Source organism: Paractinoplanes tereljensis, from assembly GCF_016862435.1.
Taxonomy (GTDB): domain Bacteria; phylum Actinomycetota; class Actinomycetes; order Mycobacteriales; family Micromonosporaceae; genus Actinoplanes; species Actinoplanes tereljensis.
Genome location: NZ_BOMY01000021.1, coordinates 172,656 through 192,641 on the forward strand (window position 1 = coordinate 172,656; position 19,986 = coordinate 192,641).

13 protein-coding genes are annotated in these 19,986 nt (G+C 70.2%); 7 read left to right on the top strand and 6 right to left on the bottom strand.

Annotation, left to right across the window (positions count from 1 at the left end; genetic code table 11):
• The first annotated feature begins 3 nt into the window (after window positions 1–3).
• The gene (locus tag Ate02nite_RS15160; protein WP_203805790.1) at window positions 4–2,430 is read left to right on the top strand and encodes a glycogen/starch/alpha-glucan phosphorylase; all 2,427 of its coding nucleotides are present in this window, start codon (window positions 4–6) and stop codon (window positions 2,428–2,430) included.
• 30 nt (window positions 2,431–2,460) lie between these two features.
• Here the strand turns inward: Ate02nite_RS15160 and Ate02nite_RS15165 are convergent, their stop codons facing one another.
• The 5 genes from Ate02nite_RS15165 to Ate02nite_RS15185 all read right to left on the bottom strand — a co-directional run bounded on the left by Ate02nite_RS15165 (window position 2,461) and on the right by Ate02nite_RS15185 (window position 9,689).
• On the bottom strand, window positions 2,461–5,685 hold the full coding sequence (locus Ate02nite_RS15165) for an NACHT domain-containing protein (protein ID WP_203805792.1): 3,225 nt from the start codon (window positions 5,683–5,685) through the stop codon (window positions 2,461–2,463).
• Between the two features lie 10 nt (window positions 5,686–5,695).
• Window positions 5,696–6,943 (bottom strand): cellulose binding domain-containing protein, encoded by a 1,248-nt coding sequence (locus tag Ate02nite_RS15170; protein ID WP_203805794.1) that lies wholly within the window; start codon window positions 6,941–6,943, stop codon window positions 5,696–5,698.
• Window positions 6,944–7,058: 115 nt separating this feature from the next.
• Entirely contained in the window at window positions 7,059–7,463 is a 405-nt protein-coding gene (locus Ate02nite_RS15175; protein WP_203805796.1) for a cupin domain-containing protein, read from the bottom strand.
• Entirely contained in the window at window positions 7,460–8,077 is a 618-nt protein-coding gene (locus Ate02nite_RS15180) for a TetR/AcrR family transcriptional regulator (protein WP_307873279.1), read from the bottom strand. The genes Ate02nite_RS15175 and Ate02nite_RS15180 overlap by 4 nt, the downstream gene beginning before the upstream one ends.
• A 22-nt stretch (window positions 8,078–8,099) precedes the next feature.
• Window positions 8,100–9,689, bottom strand: coding sequence for an MFS transporter (locus Ate02nite_RS15185; RefSeq protein ID WP_203805800.1), 1,590 nt, complete (start codon window positions 9,687–9,689; stop codon window positions 8,100–8,102).
• Between the two features lie 174 nt (window positions 9,690–9,863).
• Here Ate02nite_RS15185 and Ate02nite_RS15190 point away from each other — a divergent pair, with 174 nt between their 5' ends.
• Window positions 9,864–12,086, top strand: coding sequence for a putative bifunctional diguanylate cyclase/phosphodiesterase (locus Ate02nite_RS15190; protein WP_239147426.1), 2,223 nt, complete (start codon window positions 9,864–9,866; stop codon window positions 12,084–12,086).
• Here Ate02nite_RS15190 and Ate02nite_RS15195 read toward each other — a convergent pair.
• On the bottom strand, window positions 12,056–13,333 hold the full coding sequence (locus tag Ate02nite_RS15195; protein WP_203805802.1) for an acetyl-CoA C-acetyltransferase: 1,278 nt from the start codon (window positions 13,331–13,333) through the stop codon (window positions 12,056–12,058). The genes Ate02nite_RS15190 and Ate02nite_RS15195 overlap by 31 nt on opposite strands.
• Window positions 13,334–13,384: 51 nt before the next feature.
• Here Ate02nite_RS15195 and Ate02nite_RS15200 point away from each other — a divergent pair, with 51 nt between their 5' ends.
• Genes Ate02nite_RS15200 through Ate02nite_RS15220 form a run of 5 tightly spaced genes read left to right on the top strand, consistent with a single transcriptional unit; the run spans window position 13,385 to window position 19,921 of the window.
• Window positions 13,385–14,710 (top strand): 3-oxoacyl-ACP reductase, encoded by a 1,326-nt coding sequence (locus Ate02nite_RS15200; protein ID WP_203805804.1) that lies wholly within the window; start codon window positions 13,385–13,387, stop codon window positions 14,708–14,710.
• Window positions 14,710–15,543, top strand: a complete 834-nt coding sequence (locus Ate02nite_RS15205; protein ID WP_203805806.1) for a MaoC/PaaZ C-terminal domain-containing protein — start codon at window positions 14,710–14,712, stop codon at window positions 15,541–15,543. Before Ate02nite_RS15200 ends, Ate02nite_RS15205 begins: the two co-directional genes overlap by 1 nt.
• A gap of 49 nt (window positions 15,544–15,592) precedes the next feature.
• Window positions 15,593–16,804, top strand: a complete 1,212-nt coding sequence (locus tag Ate02nite_RS15210) for an acyl-CoA dehydrogenase family protein (protein ID WP_203805808.1) — start codon at window positions 15,593–15,595, stop codon at window positions 16,802–16,804.
• Window positions 16,805–16,830: 26 nt separating this feature from the next.
• Window positions 16,831–18,333: an AMP-binding protein gene (locus tag Ate02nite_RS15215; protein ID WP_203805857.1), complete on the top strand. Its 1,503-nt coding sequence runs from the start codon at window positions 16,831–16,833 to the stop codon at window positions 18,331–18,333.
• Between the two features lie 19 nt (window positions 18,334–18,352).
• Window positions 18,353–19,921, top strand: a complete 1,569-nt coding sequence (locus Ate02nite_RS15220) for a GGDEF domain-containing protein (RefSeq protein WP_203805810.1) — start codon at window positions 18,353–18,355, stop codon at window positions 19,919–19,921.
• The last annotated feature ends 65 nt before the right edge of the window (window positions 19,922–19,986 follow it).

Genomic DNA, 19,986 nt, shown 5'->3' on the forward strand with positions numbered 1-19,986 from the left:
GACATGGACGTACGCAACGGGATGGGCCTGCGCCCGCTTGGCACCTCGGCTGCCGAGTTCGAGCAGGACCTGCTGAGCAACCTCTACTACCGGCGCGGGACCACCGTCGAGTCGGCGAGCACGCAGGACGCGTACGAGACGCTGGCCCTGACCGTCCGCGACCGGCTGGCCGAGCGCCGGGTCCGCACCGCCGCCGCGCACTACGCCGCCAACCCCCGCTGGGTCTACTACCTGTCCGCCGAATACCTCCTCGGCAAGCAACTCGAGCAGAACATGCTCTACTCCGGCACCGACCGGATCGCCCGGATCGCCATGAAGCAGCTGGGCCTGGACCCCGACGAGGTCGAGGGCCTGGACGTCGAACCCGGCCTCGGCAACGGCGGCCTCGGCCGGCTCGCCGCCTGCCTGCTCGACGCGATGGCCACCCTGGACATTCCGGCGGTCGGCTACGGCATCCGGTACGACCTGGGCATCTTCAAGCAGACGTTCAAGAACGGCGCCCAGGTCGAGAAGCCGGACGACTGGTCGTACCAGGGCAACCCGTGGGAGTTCCCGGCCCCCGACGACCGGCAGACCGTCTTCTTCTACGGCCACACCGAACGCGACGCCAACGGCAAGACCTGCTGGATCCCCGGCGAGGTCGTCCTGGGCGAGCCCAGCCACATGCTGGTCCCCGGCCACGGCACCGACACGGTCAACATCGTGCGCCTGTGGCGCGCCCGCGGCAGCGAGTCGTCGTTCGACCTCTCCCGCTTCTCCGCCGGCCAGTACGCCGAGGCGGTCGACGAGGCCGTGCACGCCGAGAACATCAGCAAGGTGCTCTACCCCGACGACAGCACCGAGTCGGGCCGCGAACTGCGCCTGAAGCAGCAATACTTCCTGGTCTCCTGCTCGCTGCGGGACATCATCCGCCGGTTCCGGCTGCGCAACACCGACTGGTCCGAGTTCCCCAAGAAGACCGTCATCCAGCTCAACGACACGCACCCGACGCTCGCCATCCCCGAGCTGATGCGCCTGCTGGTCGACGAGGAGGGCCTGAACTGGGACCTGGCCTGGACCATCGTGCGGCAGACGTTCGCCTACACCTGCCACACCCTGCTGCCGGAGGCCCTGGAGACCTGGTCGGTCCCGATGTTCGAGCGGCTGCTCCCCCGCCACCTGGAGATCATTTACACCATCAACGAGCACTTCCTGGCGGAAGTGCGGGAGGCCTTCCCCGGCGACGTCGACCGGGTGCGCCGGATGTCGCTCATTCAAGAAGAACCAGACCGGCGCGTACGCATGGCAAACCTGGCCGTGGTCGGCACCCAGGCGGTGAACGGCGTGGCCGAGCTGCACTCCGAGCTGCTGGCCTCGACCACGTTGCGTGATTTCGCCGAGCTGTGGCCGGCCAAGTTCCACAACGTCACCAACGGCATCTCCCCGCGCCGCTTCATCAAGATCGCCAACCCGACCCTGTCGTCGCTGATCAGCGAGGGCCTGGGCGGCGACGAGTGGATCAACGACCTGGACCGGCTGGCCGGCCTGGAGGCCCTGGCCGACGACGAGTCGTTCCGTTCGCGCTGGCGGGCGGTCAAGCAGGCCAACAAGGTCCGCCTCGGCCTCGGCGACCCCGAGTCGCTCACCGACGTGATGATCAAGCGCTTCCACGAGTACAAGCGCCAGCAGCTGAAGCTGCTGCACATCATCACCATGTACCACCGGATCAAAGCCAACCCCGGCCAGGCGTACGTTCCCCGCACGGTCCTGTTCGCCGGCAAAGCGGCCCCCGCCTACCACGCCGCGAAGCACGTGATCCGCCTGATCAACGCGGTGGCCGCGGTGATCGACGCCGACCCGGCCGTCTCCCCGTACCTGAAGGTGGTCTTCCCACCCAACTACAACGTCACGCTGGGCTCGCTGATCATCCCGGCGGCCGACCTGAGCGAGCAGATCTCGATGGCCGGCAAGGAAGCTTCCGGCACCGGCAACATGAAGCTGGCCCTGAACGGCGCCCTGACCATCGGCACCCTGGACGGCGCCAACATCGAGATCCGGGACAAGGTAGGAGCCGACAACTTCTTCCTGTTCGGCCTGGACACCCCGGCCGCGACGGCGCTGAAGAACAACGGCTACCGCGCCCGGGACCACTACGACCGAGACCCCGAGCTGCGCCACGCCCTGGACTCCATCCTGGACGGCAAGTTCCTGGGAATAGGCCGCGAGGTAGGCGAGTCCCTGCTGAACTGGGACGAGTACCTGACCTTGGCCGACTACCGCTCGTACGTGGACGCCCAGGACCAGGTAGACGCAGCGTGGCAGGACACCGACCAGTGGACCCGCAAGTCAATCCTGAACACGGCTCGAAGCGGTTTCTTCTCCGCCGACCGCACCGTCCGCGACTACGCCGCCGGCATCTGGCACGTCAACCCGGTCAAGGTCGGACGCTGATCCCCGAGGGCCCGGGCTTTGCTCGGGCCCTCAGACCTCGACTCGGACCAGGATCCGGATGCGGTCGACGAAATCGGGGCGCTTGGCTCGGTGCGCGGACAGAATTAGTTCAGCCTCCGCCTCGGTTATCACCGGGACACGAAGTTCCAGCTCGGCGATCCGGATAGCGGCCTCAGTCTCCAGCTCGGTCCAGCTGACGACCTCACTGCCCAGGTCATGATCAACATATTCGGCGAGCTCCTGCGTGGCCTCCGGGTGACGGGCCACGTCGAGATGGGCAAGCCCGCAGCGGATGGACGCGAGCTGATGGGTGCCGGCCCTGAGCTGGCCGAGAATCTCGGTGACCAGCGGTGTTTCGATCTCCGAGTCGTACGTCATCTGCCGGATCAGGTGATCGACGATGAGCGGATAGTCCTCGCACCATCTCAAGCACGCCCGGTAAAGCTTCTCCCGCTCAACCAACGGCAACTTGTCGGCCGTCACGATCTGCATGAACTTGCTGAGCACGCTGGCGTAGCCAATCTCCGGAGAGTCATGGACCAGGTCCCCGGCGATCTCCAGTCCCGCCCGGACCAGTGGCTCCAGCGCGTGCTGCTGAAGATCGGCCGCGAGATCACAGGTGAAGTGGGCTTCCCGGCGAAGCATCTGCAGCCGATCGACGAACCCGACAAGTTCGTCCGTGCCGGAGCTGTCGACTCGACACAGCCATCCCATGTCGACCAACGGGACGCCGGCACCCACGGCGCTGTCGAGCGACAGGCCCACGTCAGCGTAAATCCCCCGACGAGTCCGACTGACCGCCACCTGGTCCAGCAGGCCGACCCACCCGGAGCCGGCATCCTGGGAGCGCCAGAAGAGGCACATGCTTCGCCAGGCTCCGAAGTCCTGATCCTCGTCGTCCTCCCGGTCGTCGAAGAGTCGCACCACCGTGGTGTCTCCCGCGCACAGCGCCAGGAGCAGCAGGTTGGAGGTGTAGGCGGCCAGCCGGGACACCACCGACGGGCGTTTCGGTGCGTATTCGTCGAAGGCTCGCGGCGGGCGGGGCATGGTGGCCGATCGGAACAGGCGGGCAACCAGATCCGCCCAGTCGGCGCGATGTTCATCCGAGGATGCCGTCACGATGCCGCGCAGGAAGTCGACGGCCTGGTGTCGGCCGCTGAGCGGCGCGAACGAGAGCAGCGTGTAGAGCAGGTCGTCGTCCACGGCCGCACCGGATGGGAAGGTCGATGCGCGCTCGCGGGCGATGAGGCTGCCGACGATGCCGTGGATCAGGCGGGCGACCAGGAACTCGCCGAAGGTGGCGTGCAGGAACTCGTAGGTCTCCAAGGAGATGCTGTCGCGCGACGCCCGCGCCCGGTGCACGAAGAAGAACGAACCCAGCGCCAGCTCCGACGGCCGCAGCGGTGCTCGCAGGTCCGACGGCGAAGCCTGCGACGCTACGGCACCGGTCAGACCGGGAAGGGCGTGAAGATCGGCTTCCAGTTGGGTCTCAGTGACCCACTGGGCGTCGCGGTTGAACATGGCGAAAGCGACCACGCTCAGCTTGCGCAGCTCGGCCTCCACCCGCTGGTCGCGCTCGCGGGTCGGCAGGCCGTCGGCCAGCTTCTCCACCTCGCGGCGGGCGAAGCGGGCCAGCAGTCGCTCGTAGAGTTCGTCGGTTCGCAGGTCGCCGGCCTCGCGCAGGGCACTGCCCTCGGCGTCGTAGAGCGCCAGCATCAGCAACAGCAGCGGCTGCCCGGCAAGGTCGGGGTAGCGCATCACCGTCCCGAGGTCCAGCTGGGTGGCGTTCGCCGAGTTCCAAACGGCGAGCCAGGCCTGCACCCGGACATCGTCGAACGGCTCGAGGCGGATGGCGACTGAACCCTCCGGGGTGGTGGCGCGGTCGGCGACGCTGGTGCGGCTGGTGACAATCACCGCGACCGGGCGGCCCAACTCGGCCTCGCGACGCTGGAACGCGACCACCCGACGCAAGTAGTCGGTCTGGCTGACGCCGGTCGCCTGCAACAGCTCATCGAAGCCGTCGAGGATCACCACCGGCAGCGCGGTACCGGACGACCGGGACAATTCCGGCCAGCCTATCCGCTCGCCGGTGTCGGCCCGAATCGCCTGCTCGATCTGGTCCTGGACGTCGGCCGCTGCATGCACAGTGCGGAGGACGACCAGCACTGGCAGGAAGTCGGTAGGCGGCAGCTCGCCGGCCAGGATCTTGGCCAGCACCGACTTACCCGAGCCCGGCTGGCCCAGGATCAACAGCGGTTCCGTGGTGGCCGGCACCGACGTGAGGTGCCCGGTCAGGAAGGCCATCAGGTCGTCCCGGACCGGCTCGAACTCCCACCAGTCCTCACTACTCAGCCGGGCATGACCGGCGACCACGACGGACCGGAACAGCTGGGGCAGGAAGGCCTCCCCCAGCAGCGGCACTCGCAGCCCGGCCGGCACCTCGCCGGATGCCGCGATCGGCTGGCGCAGCGCGGCCGCGTAGCGCATGGCGAGTTCGTTACGGCGGGCGTCGGGCAGGCTGCCCGCCGCGATCCGGTCGAGGACCTCGCTCAGCCCGGCGAGTCCGGTGGTGACGTCGCGCAGCCGGGCGTGGACCGCGGTCTGTTCGCGCATGCCGGCCCAGAACGCGACCTCCGGGAACTCGGCAGCAAGCTTGCCGAGGAGGCTGTCGAACCGGGCGGCGGCCGCCGCCGGCATCGTCTCCAGCACCGCGCCGGCCTCGGTCTGCTCCTGGCTGTCCAGCCGTTCCCAGACGGCGAGCTGGGTGGCGAAACCCTGTAGCCGCGGCACCAGGCGCTGATAGAACTCGAGCAGGCGGCCGCGGAACTCGTCGTGCGACTCGGCCGGTCCGGGGACCGGCGCCCGCCACTCCCCCGCCAGGCCGGGGCTCGTCTCCGAGCCCAGCATCCGCTGCTCCTCGGCGGTGAGTTCGAGGCTGCGGTAGGGGAACGGCCACTCCGCCTCGGCCATCGCCTCGAAGAACGCCGTCAGCGCGAGCGCCGAGTGGGCGGCCTGCAGCCGTTCGGTGCGCTCGAAGCGGGACAGCTTGGAGCGCTTCTCCACCAGGCTGGTGATCAGGCGTTCGGTCACCTTGGACAGTTCGGCCTTGGCGTCGAACCAGCCCAGCACGTCCCGGAACGGGCCCAGCAACGCGAGCAGGCCGACACCCGTGAGGGTGTCGACCAGCTTCGCTATCTTGGCGGCGTCGCCGCCGAGGAGCTTTACCGCGTCTTCGTAACTGACCTCGCGTCCCACCGGGGCAGTATTACGGAGTCGTGCACGTCACCGACACCGCCGCCGGGGTACCGCTTCCGGTGTAACCGAACGTGGTGGACGCACCGGCCGCCAACGCGCCGTTCCAGCTCACGTTCTTGGCCGTAACCGTGTTGCCGCTGGTGGTGTAGGAAGCGCTCCACATCTGGCTGATCACCTCGCCGCCGGTGAAGGTCCACTGGGCGGTCCAGCTGGTGATGGCCGTGCTGCCGGCCTTCACCGTCACATTGGACTGGAAGCCGCCGTTCCACGAACCGACCACGGTGTTGGTGGCGCTGCACGCGCCGGTCGGCACGGGCGTGGTCGTGGAGGCGGAGGGGGTCGGGGAAGAAGAGGTTGTCGGCGACGTGGTGGACGTACCGCCGTCGCTTGTTGTGTATGACGTTGCCGTGTAGGCCTGGGAGCATTGGGTTCCGCAGGAGGACGGCAGGCCGAAGGTGTACGTCCGGCCGTTGTTGATCAGCTGGCCGTTCACGTCGCGCACTCGGATCTGGAAGGGTGCGGTTCCGCCGAGGATGTAGGACTGGCCCATGTCGCTGTTCATCTTGGCGGTCTGCCAGGCGCCGCCCGAGTAGTACTCGACGCCGTGGATGCCGTTGGCCAGGTGGGATACCGCGATGGCCGGCCAGTACACCTGGGCGCCCTGCAGGAAGCCGACCTTGATGTCGCCGCTGTACGCCGGCGCGGTCACGTACTCCCAGCTGACGTGCCGGTTGTTCCAGTGGTCGGAGAGGCCGGCGGCGAACTTGTTCAGCGACGGCTTCGACAGGTCCAGGTGGTTGGGGTCGTCGCGGCACCAGGCGTTGGAGTCGCCGCAGCTGTCGGCCACGATCATCGTCAGGGTGGCGCCGTTGTAGGCGTCCGCCACCCACGAGCCGTTGCGGCAGAACGCCTGGTTCTGCGCGCCGTCGTTGACCCCGGTGCAGTAGTCACCGATCGACACCTTCACGAACCGGCCGCAGTTCAGCCCGTTGTTCCAGGCCCCGATCTTCGCGGCGTCGGTGACCGGGCGCGGATAGAAGTTGTAGTCGCCGGGAGTGTTGTAGACGTTCAGGGCGACGAAGTCCTGGCTGTCCAGTTCGGCCTGGGGAATGCCGCAGCCGCCGTAGGGCGCGCCGAGCGCGTCGAAGTAGGTGGCGTTGCCGACGACCGGGTCGGCGTGCGCGGAGGGCAGCGCATAGACCATAAGAAAGGCGGCGGCGACCGCCGCGACCAGCCAGGAAAGGGTGCGGGAGGCCATGACGGTTCTCCTTCGGACGGCCGCCCCGGGCGCGGGTGGATGACGCCCGGCAGCGCGGCGATGGGAGCGCTCCCATCGCTGGCCATCGATGATAAACCTGTATGGCGCACGAAAACTAGAAGGTGGGCTCCCACGGCCCGTCGACCACGGTCGCCTCGGCGTCGGACGCGAGCGGCCACGGTGGGATCGTCGCGGCTACCACCTCGAGCGGCACCAGCGGGGCCGCGCGGAATTGGAACTCGGTGCCCAGTGGAATGGTCAGGCACAGACCGAGGCGCAGGTCGACCGTCTCGGCGATGTCGCCGTGGCGGCGCCACATCGTTCCGGCGCCGCCCACCACGTACCAGATCTCCTGGACCGTGGCGTGCACGACGGCCTTGGCCACCTCGCCGGCGTCCAGCCGGAAATGAGCGAAGCTCCCCGCCCCGGGAATCACGCAGAGCGGGCGCACCGTCGAGCCGTCCGGCGCGGTCACCAGCGGTGCCGCGCCGAGGGCGACGGTCTCGAACGGCTCGTTCATGAGGAGTAGGCGCCGCGCAGGAACGCGTCGATCAGCGCCTCGGCGAAGCCGTCCTCGCGGATGCTCGGGTTCCAGTTCAGCATGTGCTGCATCATGCCGGGGCCCTGGATCATCAGCAGGCTTAGCTCGACGTCCAGGTCGGAGCGCAGCTCGCCGTTCTCGATCCCGCGGCGCAGGACCCCCCGCATCACGTCGCGGCGGGGTTCGATCACCGCCTGGTACATATGGTGCAGCTCCTCGTCCTTGAGGAACTCGGGGAGCAGGCACACCGTCGCCTTGCCGTACCGCTTGGCCTTGCCGGACCGGTTGGCCTTGACCAGCATGATCAGGTCGTCCCGGACCGACTCGCCGACCGGCACCGGCAGCGCGCCCTTCATCGCCGCGACCGCGTCGATGATCAGGGCTTCCTTGTTGGGCCACCGGCGATAGATGGTGGCCTTGCCGACGCCGGCCTTGGCCGCGACCGCCTCGATGGAGATGGCCGCGACGCTCTGCCCGGAGCTGAGCATCTCGAGCACGGCATCCAGGATGGCCTCGTCGGCCTGTGCGCTGCGGGGCCGCCCAGGAGCCTTACGCTCCTGGGCGGTCTCGTTCACGTTCACTGCCGTGTTCATGGCGTTCATTGTTGCCGACGCACTACGCCTCGACCAGTTCCACGCCCTGCTCCTCAGCCAGACCTTCGGCCGAGGTGGGGGCGGGAGCGGTCGCGGGGCGCTTGCCGGGGAGCCACAGCACGGCGACGACCGCGCCGAGCAGGGCGAAGATGACGCTGCCGACGGCCGCGTAGTGCATGGCCGAGAGGAAGGCGTCGTTGGCGCCGCTGATCAGGGCCGGAGCCGCGGCCCCGGCCTGCTCGGCCACGCCGTACGCACCGGAGATGGACTCCTTGGCGGCCTCGGCCGCCGCCGGCGACAGGCCGTCGGTGGCCGCACCCAGGTCGTCGCGGTAGACCGAGGAGAGAATCGCGCCGAGTACGGCCACGCCGAGGGCGCCGCCGAGCTGACGGATGGTGTTGCTGACCGCCGAGCCGACGCCGGCCTTCTCGCGGGGCAGCGCTGCCATGATCGATTCGGTGGCCGACGGCATCACGTTGGCCATGCCGACGCCCATCATGAAGAACGCCGCCCCGACGATCCAGATCGGCGTGGTCGCGCCGATGAACAGCCAGGCCGCCAGGCCGACCGCGACCAGGAGCAGGCCGACGGTGCTGACCATCTTCGGGCCGAACCGCTTGACCATCGCGGCACTGCGCGGGGCGAAGACCATCTGAGCGACCGCGAACGGGACGAACAACGCGCCGGAGGCGAGCGGGCCGTAACCGCGGACCAGCTGCAGGTAGAACGCGCCGAAGAACATGGCGCCCATGGCCCCGAAGAAGACCAGGCCGATCACGCCGGTCGAGGCGGAGAACTGCTTGTTGGCGAAGAGCTTCACGTCCAGCGAGGGAAGCGCGACCCGCCGCTCCCAGAGCACGAAGCCGACGAGTACGACGACCGAGCCGGCCAGCGTGGTCCAGGCCAGGGTGTCGCCGAAGCCGTCCTCGCCGCCCTTGATCACGCCGTAGGTGAGCAGGGAGAGGCCGATGATCGACAGGATCACGCCGAGGAAGTCGATGCGGCCGGGCTTCGGGTCACGCGACTCCGGCACCAGGATGGCGACCAGCGCCACACCGGCGACCACGATCGGCACGTTGATCAGGAAGACCGAGCCCCACCAGAAGTGCTCGAGCAGCAGGCCGCCGACGATCGGGCCGATGGCCACGCCGAGGCCGACCGCGCCGGCCCAGACGCCGATGGCACGACCACGCTCGCGCGGGTCGAAGACGTTCGCGATGATCGACAGGGTGGCCGGCATCACGGCCGCGGCGCCGAGGCCCATCAGGGCGCGGGCGGCGATCAGCTGGGAGGCGCTGTCCGCGTAGGCGGAGATCAGCGACGCGATCCCGAAGAGGACGAGGCCGGTGATCAGGGTGACCCGGCGGCCGAGCCGGTCGGCCAGGATGCCGGCGGTGAAAAGCAGGCCGGCGAAGACCAGGGTGTACGAGTTGATCGCCCACTCGAGCTGGCTCTGGGTGGCGCCCAGTCCGTGCTCCGGGTCGGCGATGGTGCGCAGTGCGACGTTCAGCACCGTGTTGTCGAGGACGACCACCAGGAGGCTGATGACCAGCACTCCGAGAATCGCCCAGCGCCGGGGATGCCCGGTCTGGGTGGTGGCGGGAGTGTCCATGTGCTTCCCCGTTCATTTTCGAAACGAGACTGTTCCGTATCCGTGTAGGACCATAGACCCTGGCGCCGACGAAACGGAACGTCTCCGTATCGGAATGTGCCGACCGTCACGTCGCAACCGATCCGCTCCCGTCCGGGTCCTTCGCGGGGCCCCGAACGGACCGATCTTTCAAACGTGCTGAAACGATGGCAGAGCTGGATCCCCACCGGGGGCGGGCTCCGAGACGAGGACTGGGCACGCCGTCACCGGCTGCTGACCATGCTGCTCGCCGCGTGCGTCGTCGGCCTGACGGTCTACGGCACGTTCCAGGACGCGCTCACCACCATCTGGGTGACCGTGCTGCTGGTGCTGCCGTGCGTGGTGCTGGCGGCCAGGTTGCGCTCGCGCCGCCCGGCGTCGATCGCGGTGGCCCTCGGCTTCGTGATCGCCTGCGCCGGCTTCGTCACCATGTCCAACGGCCTGACCGAGGCACACTTCTCGTTCTTCGTGGTGGTGGCCGCGCTCGCGCTGTACCGGGACTGGGCGCCGTTCGGTGTCTTCCTGATCGCCACCACCCTGCACCACGCGGTGTTCGGCACCCTCTGGCACAACCACACCTACGACCACACCGGCGACCCGCTGCTGTGGGCGGCGCTGCACGGCGTGGCCGTGCTGCTCGCGGCCGGCTTCCAGGCCGTCGCCTGGGCGCTGACCGAGGACGAGGAGCGGCGCGCCCAGGAGAACCTGGACGACCGCGAGGCGCAGCTGTCGGTGGCCTTCGACCAGACGCCGGTGCCGATGGCGATGCTCTCCCCGGACGGCCTGGTGCTGCGCACCAACACCGCGTACCGCACCTGGCTGTGCCTGCCGGACGAGCTGCCGCCCGGCTTCTCGGTCGAGGACCTGCCGGTCACGCCGGTCGGCAACACGATGACCGGGCTGTTCGACAACCTGTCCAACCGGACCGCGTACAACGCGACCCGGCAGTACCGCCGCAAGGACACCGGCGAGATCATCTGGGCCGAGGCGCACAGCACCTCGCTGTTCGACAAGGAGGGCAAGCTCAAGCTGATCTTCCTGCACTGCCTGGACGTCACCGAGAGCCGCCGCCAGCAGGAGGAGCTCAACCACCGGGTGCGGCACGACGCGCTCACCGGGCTGCTGTCCCGGTCGGCGTTCGAGGTCGACCTGGAGTCCGTCCTGGCCGCGCAGGCCGACGGCGCGACAGTGCTCTACCTGGACGTCGACCGCTTCAAGTCGATCAACGACGGCTCCGGTCACTCGGCCGGCGACAGCGTGCTCAAGGCCATCGCGGGACGCCTCTCGGCGCTCGTGCCGGCCGGCTCGCTGATCGCCCGCTTCGGCGGCGACGAGTTCGTGGTCGCCGTTCCCGGCGGGCCGGAGATCGGCGCGCACACCGGCGAGGCGATCCTGGCCGCGTTCGCCGAGCCGCTGCCGGTCGAGGACAACCTGCTCAACGTCTCGCTCAGCATCGGCCTGGCCCTGGCCGCCGACGCCGACCAGGGCGAGGACGCCGTGCTGGCCGCCGACACCGCGATGTACGCGGCCAAGCGCTCCGGCGGCAACCGGATGAGGATCTTCAACGAGCAGATGCGGGTGTCCGTGCACGAGCGGATCGCCGCCGAGAAGCTGCTGCGCGAGGCGCTGGCCGGGGACCGGGAGCAGACCCTGCCGGTCTGGTTCCAGCCGATCGTGCGGGCCGAGTCCGGCGAGATCGTCGGCGCCGAGGCCCTGGTCCGGATGCGGGCCGCGGACGGTTCGATCATCGGTCCGGGGCACTTCGTGCCGGCCGCCGAGGAGACCGGCATGATCGTGCAGCTCGGTGAGCACGTGCTGATCATGGCGTTGCGGCACCTGATGGAGTGGCGCCACGACCTCGGCTACATCTCGGTCAACGTCAGCCCGCGTCAGCTCGCCGAGCCGGACTTCGTGCCGCTGCTCGCCGACCTGCTCGCCGCCAACCCCGAGCTGGACCCGAAGCGCCTGGTCCTGGAGATCACCGAGACCGCCCTGCTGGGTTCCTCGGTCGACGTCCGGGAACGCCTGGAAACCATCAAACGGCTGGGCGTACGCATCGCGCTGGACGACTTCGGCACCGGGTACAGCTCGCTGACCTGGCTGCAGAACGTGCCGGCCGACGTGGTCAAGCTGGACCGCTCGTTCGTGGCCGGCCTGTCCTCCGACGCCCGCAAGTCGTCGATCATCCAGGCCGTGCTGTGGCTGGCCAAGTCGCTCGGCATGTCGGCGGTGGCCGAGGGTGTCGAGGAGGAGGCCGACCGGCAGGCGCTGCACTCGGCCGGCTGCGAGCTGATCCAGGGTTACCTGTTCGGCAAGCCGATGCCACCGGCCGAGTTCAGCGAGCGGATTCAGCGCTCGAGGATGGCCACCACGCCCTGACCACCGGCCGCGCAGATGGAGATCAGGCCCCGGCCCGATCCCTTCTGCGCGAGCAGCTTGGCCAGGGTCGCCACGATCCGGCCGCCGGTGGCCGCGAACGGGTGCCCGGCCGCCAGGGAGGAGCCGTTGACGTTGAGCTTGGCCCGGTCGATCGAGCCGAGCGGCGCGTCCAGGCCGAGCTTCTCCTTGCAGAACGACGGCGATTCCCAGGCGGCCAGGGTCGCGAGGACCTGCGAGGCGAACGCCTCGTGGATCTCGTAGAAGTCGAAGTCCTGCAGGGTGAGCCCGTTGCGGGCGAGCAGCCGGGGCACCGCGTAGGCCGGGGCCATCAGCAGCCCTTCCTCGCCGTGCACGAAGTCGACCGCGGCGTCCTCGCCGTCCACGAAATAGGCCTGCACCGGCACGTTGTGCTGCTCGGCCCACTCCTCGCTGGACAGCAGCACGGTGGAGGCGCCGTCGGTGAGCGGCGACGAGTTGCCCGCCGTCATGGTGGCGTCCTCCTTACCGAACACCGGCTTCAGCTTCGCGAGCTTCTCCAGGGTGGTGTCGGCCCGGAGGTTCTGGTCGCGGGTCAGTCCCAGATAGGGCGTCAGAAGATCATCGAAGAACCCGCTGTCGTACGCCGCGGCCAGGTGCTGGTGCGACGCGAGGGCGAGTTCGTCCTGCGCCTCGCGGCTGATCTGCCAGCGCAGCGCGGTGATCGCCGCGTGGTCGCCCATGGACAGCCCGGTGCGCGGCTCGGAGTTGCGCGGAATGGCCGGCTGGAACGCCTGCTGCGGCCGGAGCTTGGCGGCCGCCTTGAGCCGCTCGCCGAGCGTGCGGGACCGGTTGAGCGCCAGCAGCGCCCGGCGCATGTCCTCGTTGAGCTGCAGCGGCGCGTCCGAGGTGGTGTCCACCCCGCCGGCCACGCCGGCGTCGATCTGGCCCAGCGCGATCTTGTTGGCAACCAGGATCGCCGCTTCGAGGCCGGTGCCGCAGGCCTGCTGGATGTCGTACGCCGGGGTGCGCGGATCGAGCCGGGAACCGAGCACGGTCTCGCGGGTCAGGTTGAAGTCACGCGAGTGCTTGAGGACCGCACCGGCCACCACCTCGCCGAGCCGCTCGCCGGCCAGCCCGAACCGGGCCACCAGGCCGTCCAGCGCGGCGGTCAGCATGTCCTGGTTCGACGCCTCGGCGTACTTCGAGTTGGAGCGGGCGAACGGGATGCGGTTTCCCCCCAGCACGGCGACACGACGCACGTTCTGCACTGCACTCCTCCAACGGCTGGCCATATCGTTACCGGTGAGTAGGCTACGCCCATGGGTGACAGGTACGCGAACTTCGCAAACTCCGGGATGGGCCGTGGCGTCGTCAAGCGGCTCGGGCTGCCCGATCCGCCCCGGCTGCGCCGCTACCAGCCCGGCGACCCGCTGACGAACGGCCCGGTGCTGCTCGGCGCGGCCGACGGCGGGCGCCTGGCCGGTCCGGTCGGCAAGCTCCTGGAAGCGGCCGGGGTCGCGGTCACCGAGACGGCCGGCGAGGGCGACAAATATGCCGCGCTGGTCTTCGACGCCACCGGGATCACCGACTCGACCGGGCTGCGCGCGCTCTACGACTTCTTCCACCCGGTCGCCCGCAGTGGCAAGACCTCCGGCCGGGTCGTCGTGCTCGGCACCCCGCCCGAGTCGGCCGCGAGCCCGCGCGAGGCCACCGCGCAGCGCGCCCTCGAAGGGCTGACCCGCAGCATCGGCAAGGAGTTCGGGCGGGGCATCACCAGCCAGCTCGTCTACGTCGAGACCGGCGGCGAGACCGCAGTGGAATCCACCCTGCGGTTCCTGCTCAGCGGCCGCTCCGCGTACGTGTCGGGGCAGGTCATCCGGGTCGGCGGCGGCAGCGCGCCGGCCCCGGCCGACTGGGACCAGCCCCTCGCGGGCAAGACCGCCCTGGTCACCGGCGCGGCCCGGGGCATCGGCGCGGCCATCGCCCGGGTGCTGGCCCGGGACGGCGCCGAGGTGATCGCGCTCGACGTGCCCGGGGCCGGCGACGCCTTGGCCGCGGTGGCCAACGACGTGCGCGGCCGGGCCCTGCAGCTCGACCTCACCGCGCCGGACGCACCGGCCCGGCTGGCCGACCGGCTCACCGGCCTCGACATCATCGTGCACAACGCCGGCATCACCCGGGACAAGACAATCGCCCGGATGGACGAGAGCCGGTGGGACTCGGTGCTCGACGTGAACCTGTCCAGCCAGGAGCGCATCAACGACCTGCTGCTGGAACGCGGGCTGATCAACGCGGGCGGCCGGATCGTCGGGGTCGCCTCGATCGCCGGCATCGCCGGCAACCGCGGCCAGACCAACTACGCCACCAGCAAGGCCGGCGTGATCGGGCTGGTCGAGTCGATGGCGCCGGTGCTGGCCAAGCGGGGCATCACGATCAACGCGGTGGCGCCCGGCTTCATCGAGACCGCGATGACCGCGAAGATGCCACTGTTCCTGCGCGAGGCCGGGCGGCGGATGAACAGCCTGTCGCAGGGCGGCCTGCCGGTCGACGTGGCCGAGACGATCTCCTGGTTCGCGTCGCCGGCCTCCGCCACGATCAGCGGGAACGTGGTGCGGGTCTGCGGCCAGAGCCTGCTGGGGGCCTGATGGCTGTCGTCGAGGTGACCTCGTCGCCGGCCAGCCCCTACCTCAAGGCCGCGCTCGGGCTGCTGCCGTCCCGGCGGCCCACCGGTCTGCCGGAGACCACCCTGGTCCGGCGCGGCGTCACCACCGATCGCGATCACCTGGCCCGGTACGACCGGGTGTGCGGGTTCCGGCTGCGCGACACGCTGCCGCCGACCTATCCGCACCTGATGGCCTTCCCGCTCGCCATGCAGTTGATGTCCGGCCGGGACTTCCCGTTCCCGGTGGTCGGGCTCGTGCACATCACCAACCGCATCACCGTGCACCGGGCGATCGACGCGGGCGAGGCGCTGGACGTGACCGTCACCTGCGAAAACCTCCGGCCGCACGACCGCGGGCAGCAGTTCGACGTGGTCGCGACGATCACCGGCGGTGACGATATCGCGTGGTCGGCGGTCTCGACGTACCTCTCGAAAAACGCGACCAAGAGTGCCGGGCGCGGGAAGCGCGACCAGGCGCCCGGGCCGGCCCCGACCGCGACCTGGCGGGTGCCGGCGCGCGTCGGCGGTGAGTACGCCGAGGTGTCCGGCGACCGGAACCCGATCCACACCTCGCGGATCGGGGCGCGGGCGTTCGGCTTTCCGCGGCCGATCGCGCACGGCATGTGGAGCAAGGCGCGCAGCCTCGCGGCCCTGGAGGGGCGGCTGCCCGCGGAGTACACCGTGGACGTCGCGTTCAAGCAGCCGATCCTGCTGCCGTCGACGGTCGGATTCACCGCGGTGCCCGCCGGGAACGGCTGGGAATTCCGGGTCGACTCGACGAAACCGCATCTTGCGGGCGTGGTTACGCGACCGTAACGTTACCGGCGAGTACATTCCGGATTCGGCCCGAAGGGTGCCCGCGCGCATGGAGTTCTGGCTCGACCTCAACGAGGAACAAAACGACCTGCGGGAATGGGTCCACGGCTTCGCCGAGGGCGTCATCCGGCCGGCCGCGGCCGAATGGGACGAGCGCGAGGAAACGCCCTGGCCGATCCTCCAGGAGGCCGCCAAGATCGGGCTGTACGGCTTCGAGTTCCTGGTCAACACGTGGTCCGACCCGGCCGGGCTGAGCCTGCCGATCGCCAACGAGGAACTGTTCTGGGGCGACGGCGGCATCGCGATGGCGATTTCCGGCACCTCATTGGCAGTGGCGGCCATCTATGGCTCGGGCACTCCCGATCAACTCGTCGAATGGGTGCCGCAGTGCTTCGGCGACGTGGCCGACCCGAAGGTCGGCGCGTTCTGCTCGACCGAGCCGGAAGCCGGTTCGGACGTGGCGTCGATGAAATCCCGGGCCGTCTATGACGAGGCCAAGGACGAGTGGGTGCTCAACGGCCAGAAGGCCTATGCGACAAACGGCGGCATCGCCAACGTGCACGTCGTCACCGCCTCGGTCGACCCGTCGCTGGGGTCGCGCGGGCAGGCCGCCTTCATCATCCCGCCCGGCACGCCCGGCCTGATCGGCACCCGGAAGCTGAAGAAGCTCGGGCTGCGCGCCTCGCACACCGCCGACGTGTTCCTCGACGACGTCCGGGTGCCCGGGCACTGCCTGCTCGGCGGCAAGGAAGCCCTCGACGAGCGGCTCGCCCGCGCCCGGTCCGGGCAGAAGGCGCCGGGGCAGGCCGCGATGCGGACCTTCGAGCTCTCCCGGCCGGCGGTCGGGGCGCAGGCCATCGGCATCGCCCGCGGCGCCTATGAGTACGCGTTGGAGTACGCCAAGACCCGGGTCCAGTTCGGCCGGCCGATCATCGAGAACCAGGCCATCGCGTTCGCCCTGGCCGACATGCGGACCGAGATCGACGCCGCCCGGCTGCTGGTGTGGCGGGCCGCGTGGATGGGGCGCAACGAGCGGAAGTTCACCGCCGGTGAGGGCTCGATGTCCAAGCTGAAGGCCGGCGAGGTCGCGGTGGCGGTCACCGAGAAGGCCGTGCAGATCCTCGGCGGGGCCGGTTACCTGCGCGAGCACCCGGTCGAGCGGATGTATCGGGACGCCAAGATCTACACGATCTTCGAGGGCACCTCCGAGATCCAGCGGCTGGTCATCTCCCGCGCCATCTCCGGGATGCACATCCGGTGAGCGGCGCCCCGTTCGTCGTCGCCACCATGGCCCGGCGCGGGCTGCTCGTTCCGGGGGTGCCGCATCGGGTGGTGCAGCAGTTCGCGGAGCTGCACAAATGGGGGTTCGGGCTGGCCGGGGAGCTGCGGCAGGCCGCCGCCCGCTCCCCCGGGCGGGTCGCGGTGGTCGATGAGGACCGTTCGCTGACGTACGGGGAACTGCTCGACCGCTCTTCGCGCCTGGCCACCGCGCTGCCGGTCGTCGCCGGTGACCGGGTCGGGGTGCTGTGCCGGAACTCCGTCGCGATGATCGAGACGCTGATCGCGGTGACCTCGGTCGGGGCCGATCCGGTTCTGATCAACACCGGGCTGTCGGCGGCACAGCTTGGCGCCGTGGCCACCGCCCAGAATTTGTCGATCATCGTGCACGATCCGGCGTTTTCCGAGGTTTTGGGCGATTTCCCCGGCGGAATTCCGACCACGGCACTCGACCCGATGATCAACTCCGTGCCGTCGACTCCGTTGCGCCCGCCTGCGCGAACCGGGCGCACGATCGTGCTCACCTCCGGCACCACCGGGATGCCCAAGGGCGCGCAGCGGCCCACGCCGGGCGGGTTCAGCCCGCTCTGCTCGATCATCGACCGGATTCCGCTGCGGGCCGGGGTGCGGGTGATGATCGCGGCGCCGCTCTTCCACACCTGGGGCTTCGCCGGCTTGCAGATCGCGCTCGCGCTGCGCGCCACCGTCGTGCTGCGCCGGAGGTTCGAACCGGCCGCCGCGCTCGACGCCATGCGCGCGAACCAGGTGACGGCGCTGATCGCCGTACCCGTCATGTTGCAAAGCCTGATGGAACTGCCGGCCGGGACCGCACCGCCCGGCCTGAATGTCGCCGCGGTCAGCGGCTCTGCCCTTCCGGGTGGCCTGGCCACCCGGTTCATGGACCGGTACGGCGACGTCCTCTACAACCTGTACGGCTCGACCGAGGCGTCGTGGGCGTCGATCGCCACCCCGGCCGATCTGCGCGCCGCGCCGGACACCGCCGGGCGTCCGCCGCACGGGACCGCCGTCGCGGTGCTCGACTTCGACGGGCGTCCCGTCCCGACAGGCGAGACGGGACGGCTGTTCGTCGGGAACGAAATGCTCTTCGAGGGGTACACCAACGGCAGCGCCCGGGAGTTGCGGGACGGGCTGCTCGCCACCGGCGACCTCGGGCACGTCGACGCGGCCGGCCGGGTCTTCGTCGACGGCCGGGAGGACGACATGATCGTCTCCGGCGGCGAGAACGTCTTCCCCGGCGAGGTCGAAGGCCTGCTCGCCGACCTGCCCGAGGTGCTCGAGGTGGCGGTCATCGGGGTTTCCGACCTGGAGTACGGGCAGCGGCTGGCCGCCTACGTCGTGCTGCGCGAGGAGGGCACGCTGGCGGCCGACGCCATCCGCGACCACGTCCGCCGCAACCGGGCCCGCTTCTGCGTGCCGCGCGACATCGTCTTCCTACCCTCGCTACCCCGCAACGCCACCGGTAAGGTCCTCAAACGCGAGCTGCCTCGCTGAGCTAATAGGAGCGTCGCCTATGCGGGGAGCGTCACGGCGGGCCGCGCGCCTGCTGGAGCGGGCGCAGGCCGGCGAGGCCGACGCGGTCATGGCCGAGGTCGGCGACATCATGCGCAAGCCCGGCGGCGATCTCGCCTGCATGCACTTCGTCCGGGTGGCGGTCCGGATCGTCCAGGGTGACCTGCGGGCCGCGCTCGCCGTGGTCGAGACGATGCTGCGCGCCGCCGAACGCGAGGGCGGCAACGGCTGGGTCGCGTGCGCGCTGGCCACCCGCGCCATGGTGCGGATGCGGCTGAGCGAGGAGGACTCCACCGCGTACGACGTGGACGCCGCGCTGCGCGACCTGACCGCCGCCGAGACCCGGCTCACCGACGAACCCGACCCGGTCGCCGCGGTCAACGCGCGGGTCGGCATCGCCGTCGGCTACCAGCAACTGCGGCTGTACGAGTTGGCCGGGCCGCAGTTCGAGGCGGCCTACGAGATCAGCGCGGCCGACCCGGAGCAGAACGGCAACCGGGCGATGTGGCTGTCCAACCTCGGCGAGATGCACCTGCACTGGGCGCTCGAGCTGTACCAGATCGGCGACGTCGGCTCGGCCGAACAGCACACCCTGGTGGCCGAGGGCTTCGCCCAGCGGGCCGCCGACGAGGCCCAGGGCGACGATGCCGGGGCGTTCCGGGACTACGCCCTGCTGATGGCGGCGTGCGCGCGGGCCGACCGGTCCGACCCGGTCGGCGCCTCGGCCGACATCGAGCGGTACGGGGCCGAGTGCCGGGACCGGGGCTTCAGCCCGGCCGTGCTCGCCTACACCGCGCCGTTCCGGGCGGTCGCGCTGAAACGGATCGGCCGGCTCGACGAGGCTCTCGCGGTGATGGCGGCCGCGGTCGCGTCGCTGCCGTCCGACGCGGTCTGGCTGATCGTCGCGGCCACCCACCGCACCCACGCCGTTCTTCTGGAGGCGCGCGGCTCGGCCGACGCCGCGGCCGGGCTGCGGTACGGGGACAGCGTCGCGGCCGCGCTCTGGCGCCAGCGGCAGCACACCCTGCACACCGCCACCACGCTCAAGTCGCTCGACGTGCTGCGCGCCCAGCACGAGCAGGCCACCCGGGCCGCCGACCTGGACCCGCTCACCGGCATCGCCAACCGCCGCGCCTTCGACCGGGCCGTCCGCCGCGTCCAGAGCCTGCCCGGCGCCGCCGCCGCCACGGTCACCGTCATGATCATCGACACCGACAAGTTCAAGCAGATCAACGACACCCGCGGGCACCCGGCCGGCGACGACTGCCTGCGGGCCATCGCCCGGGCGCTGGCCGCCGAGCTTCGCGATGCCGACCTGCTGGCCCGGCTCGGCGGGGACGAGTTCGGGGCGCTGCTGCCGGACGCCGACCCGGCCGTCGGCTCGGCGATCGCGGAACGCATGCTGGCCGCCGTGCGGGAACTGCCCGACTGCCCGGCGACGGTCAGCATCGGGGTGGCCGCGGCGGCCGCCGACGAGCTGGGCGAGGCGCTGCACCGGGCCGACCGGGCGATGTACGACGCGAAGCGCTCCGGCGGCGACGCGGTCCGGGAATTCCGCATGGTTTTTTGAACCGCCGCCGCCCGAAAGGCGCGGCACGTGCCGGTGTGGCACGATGGCCGCGCTGCTCGGCGGTC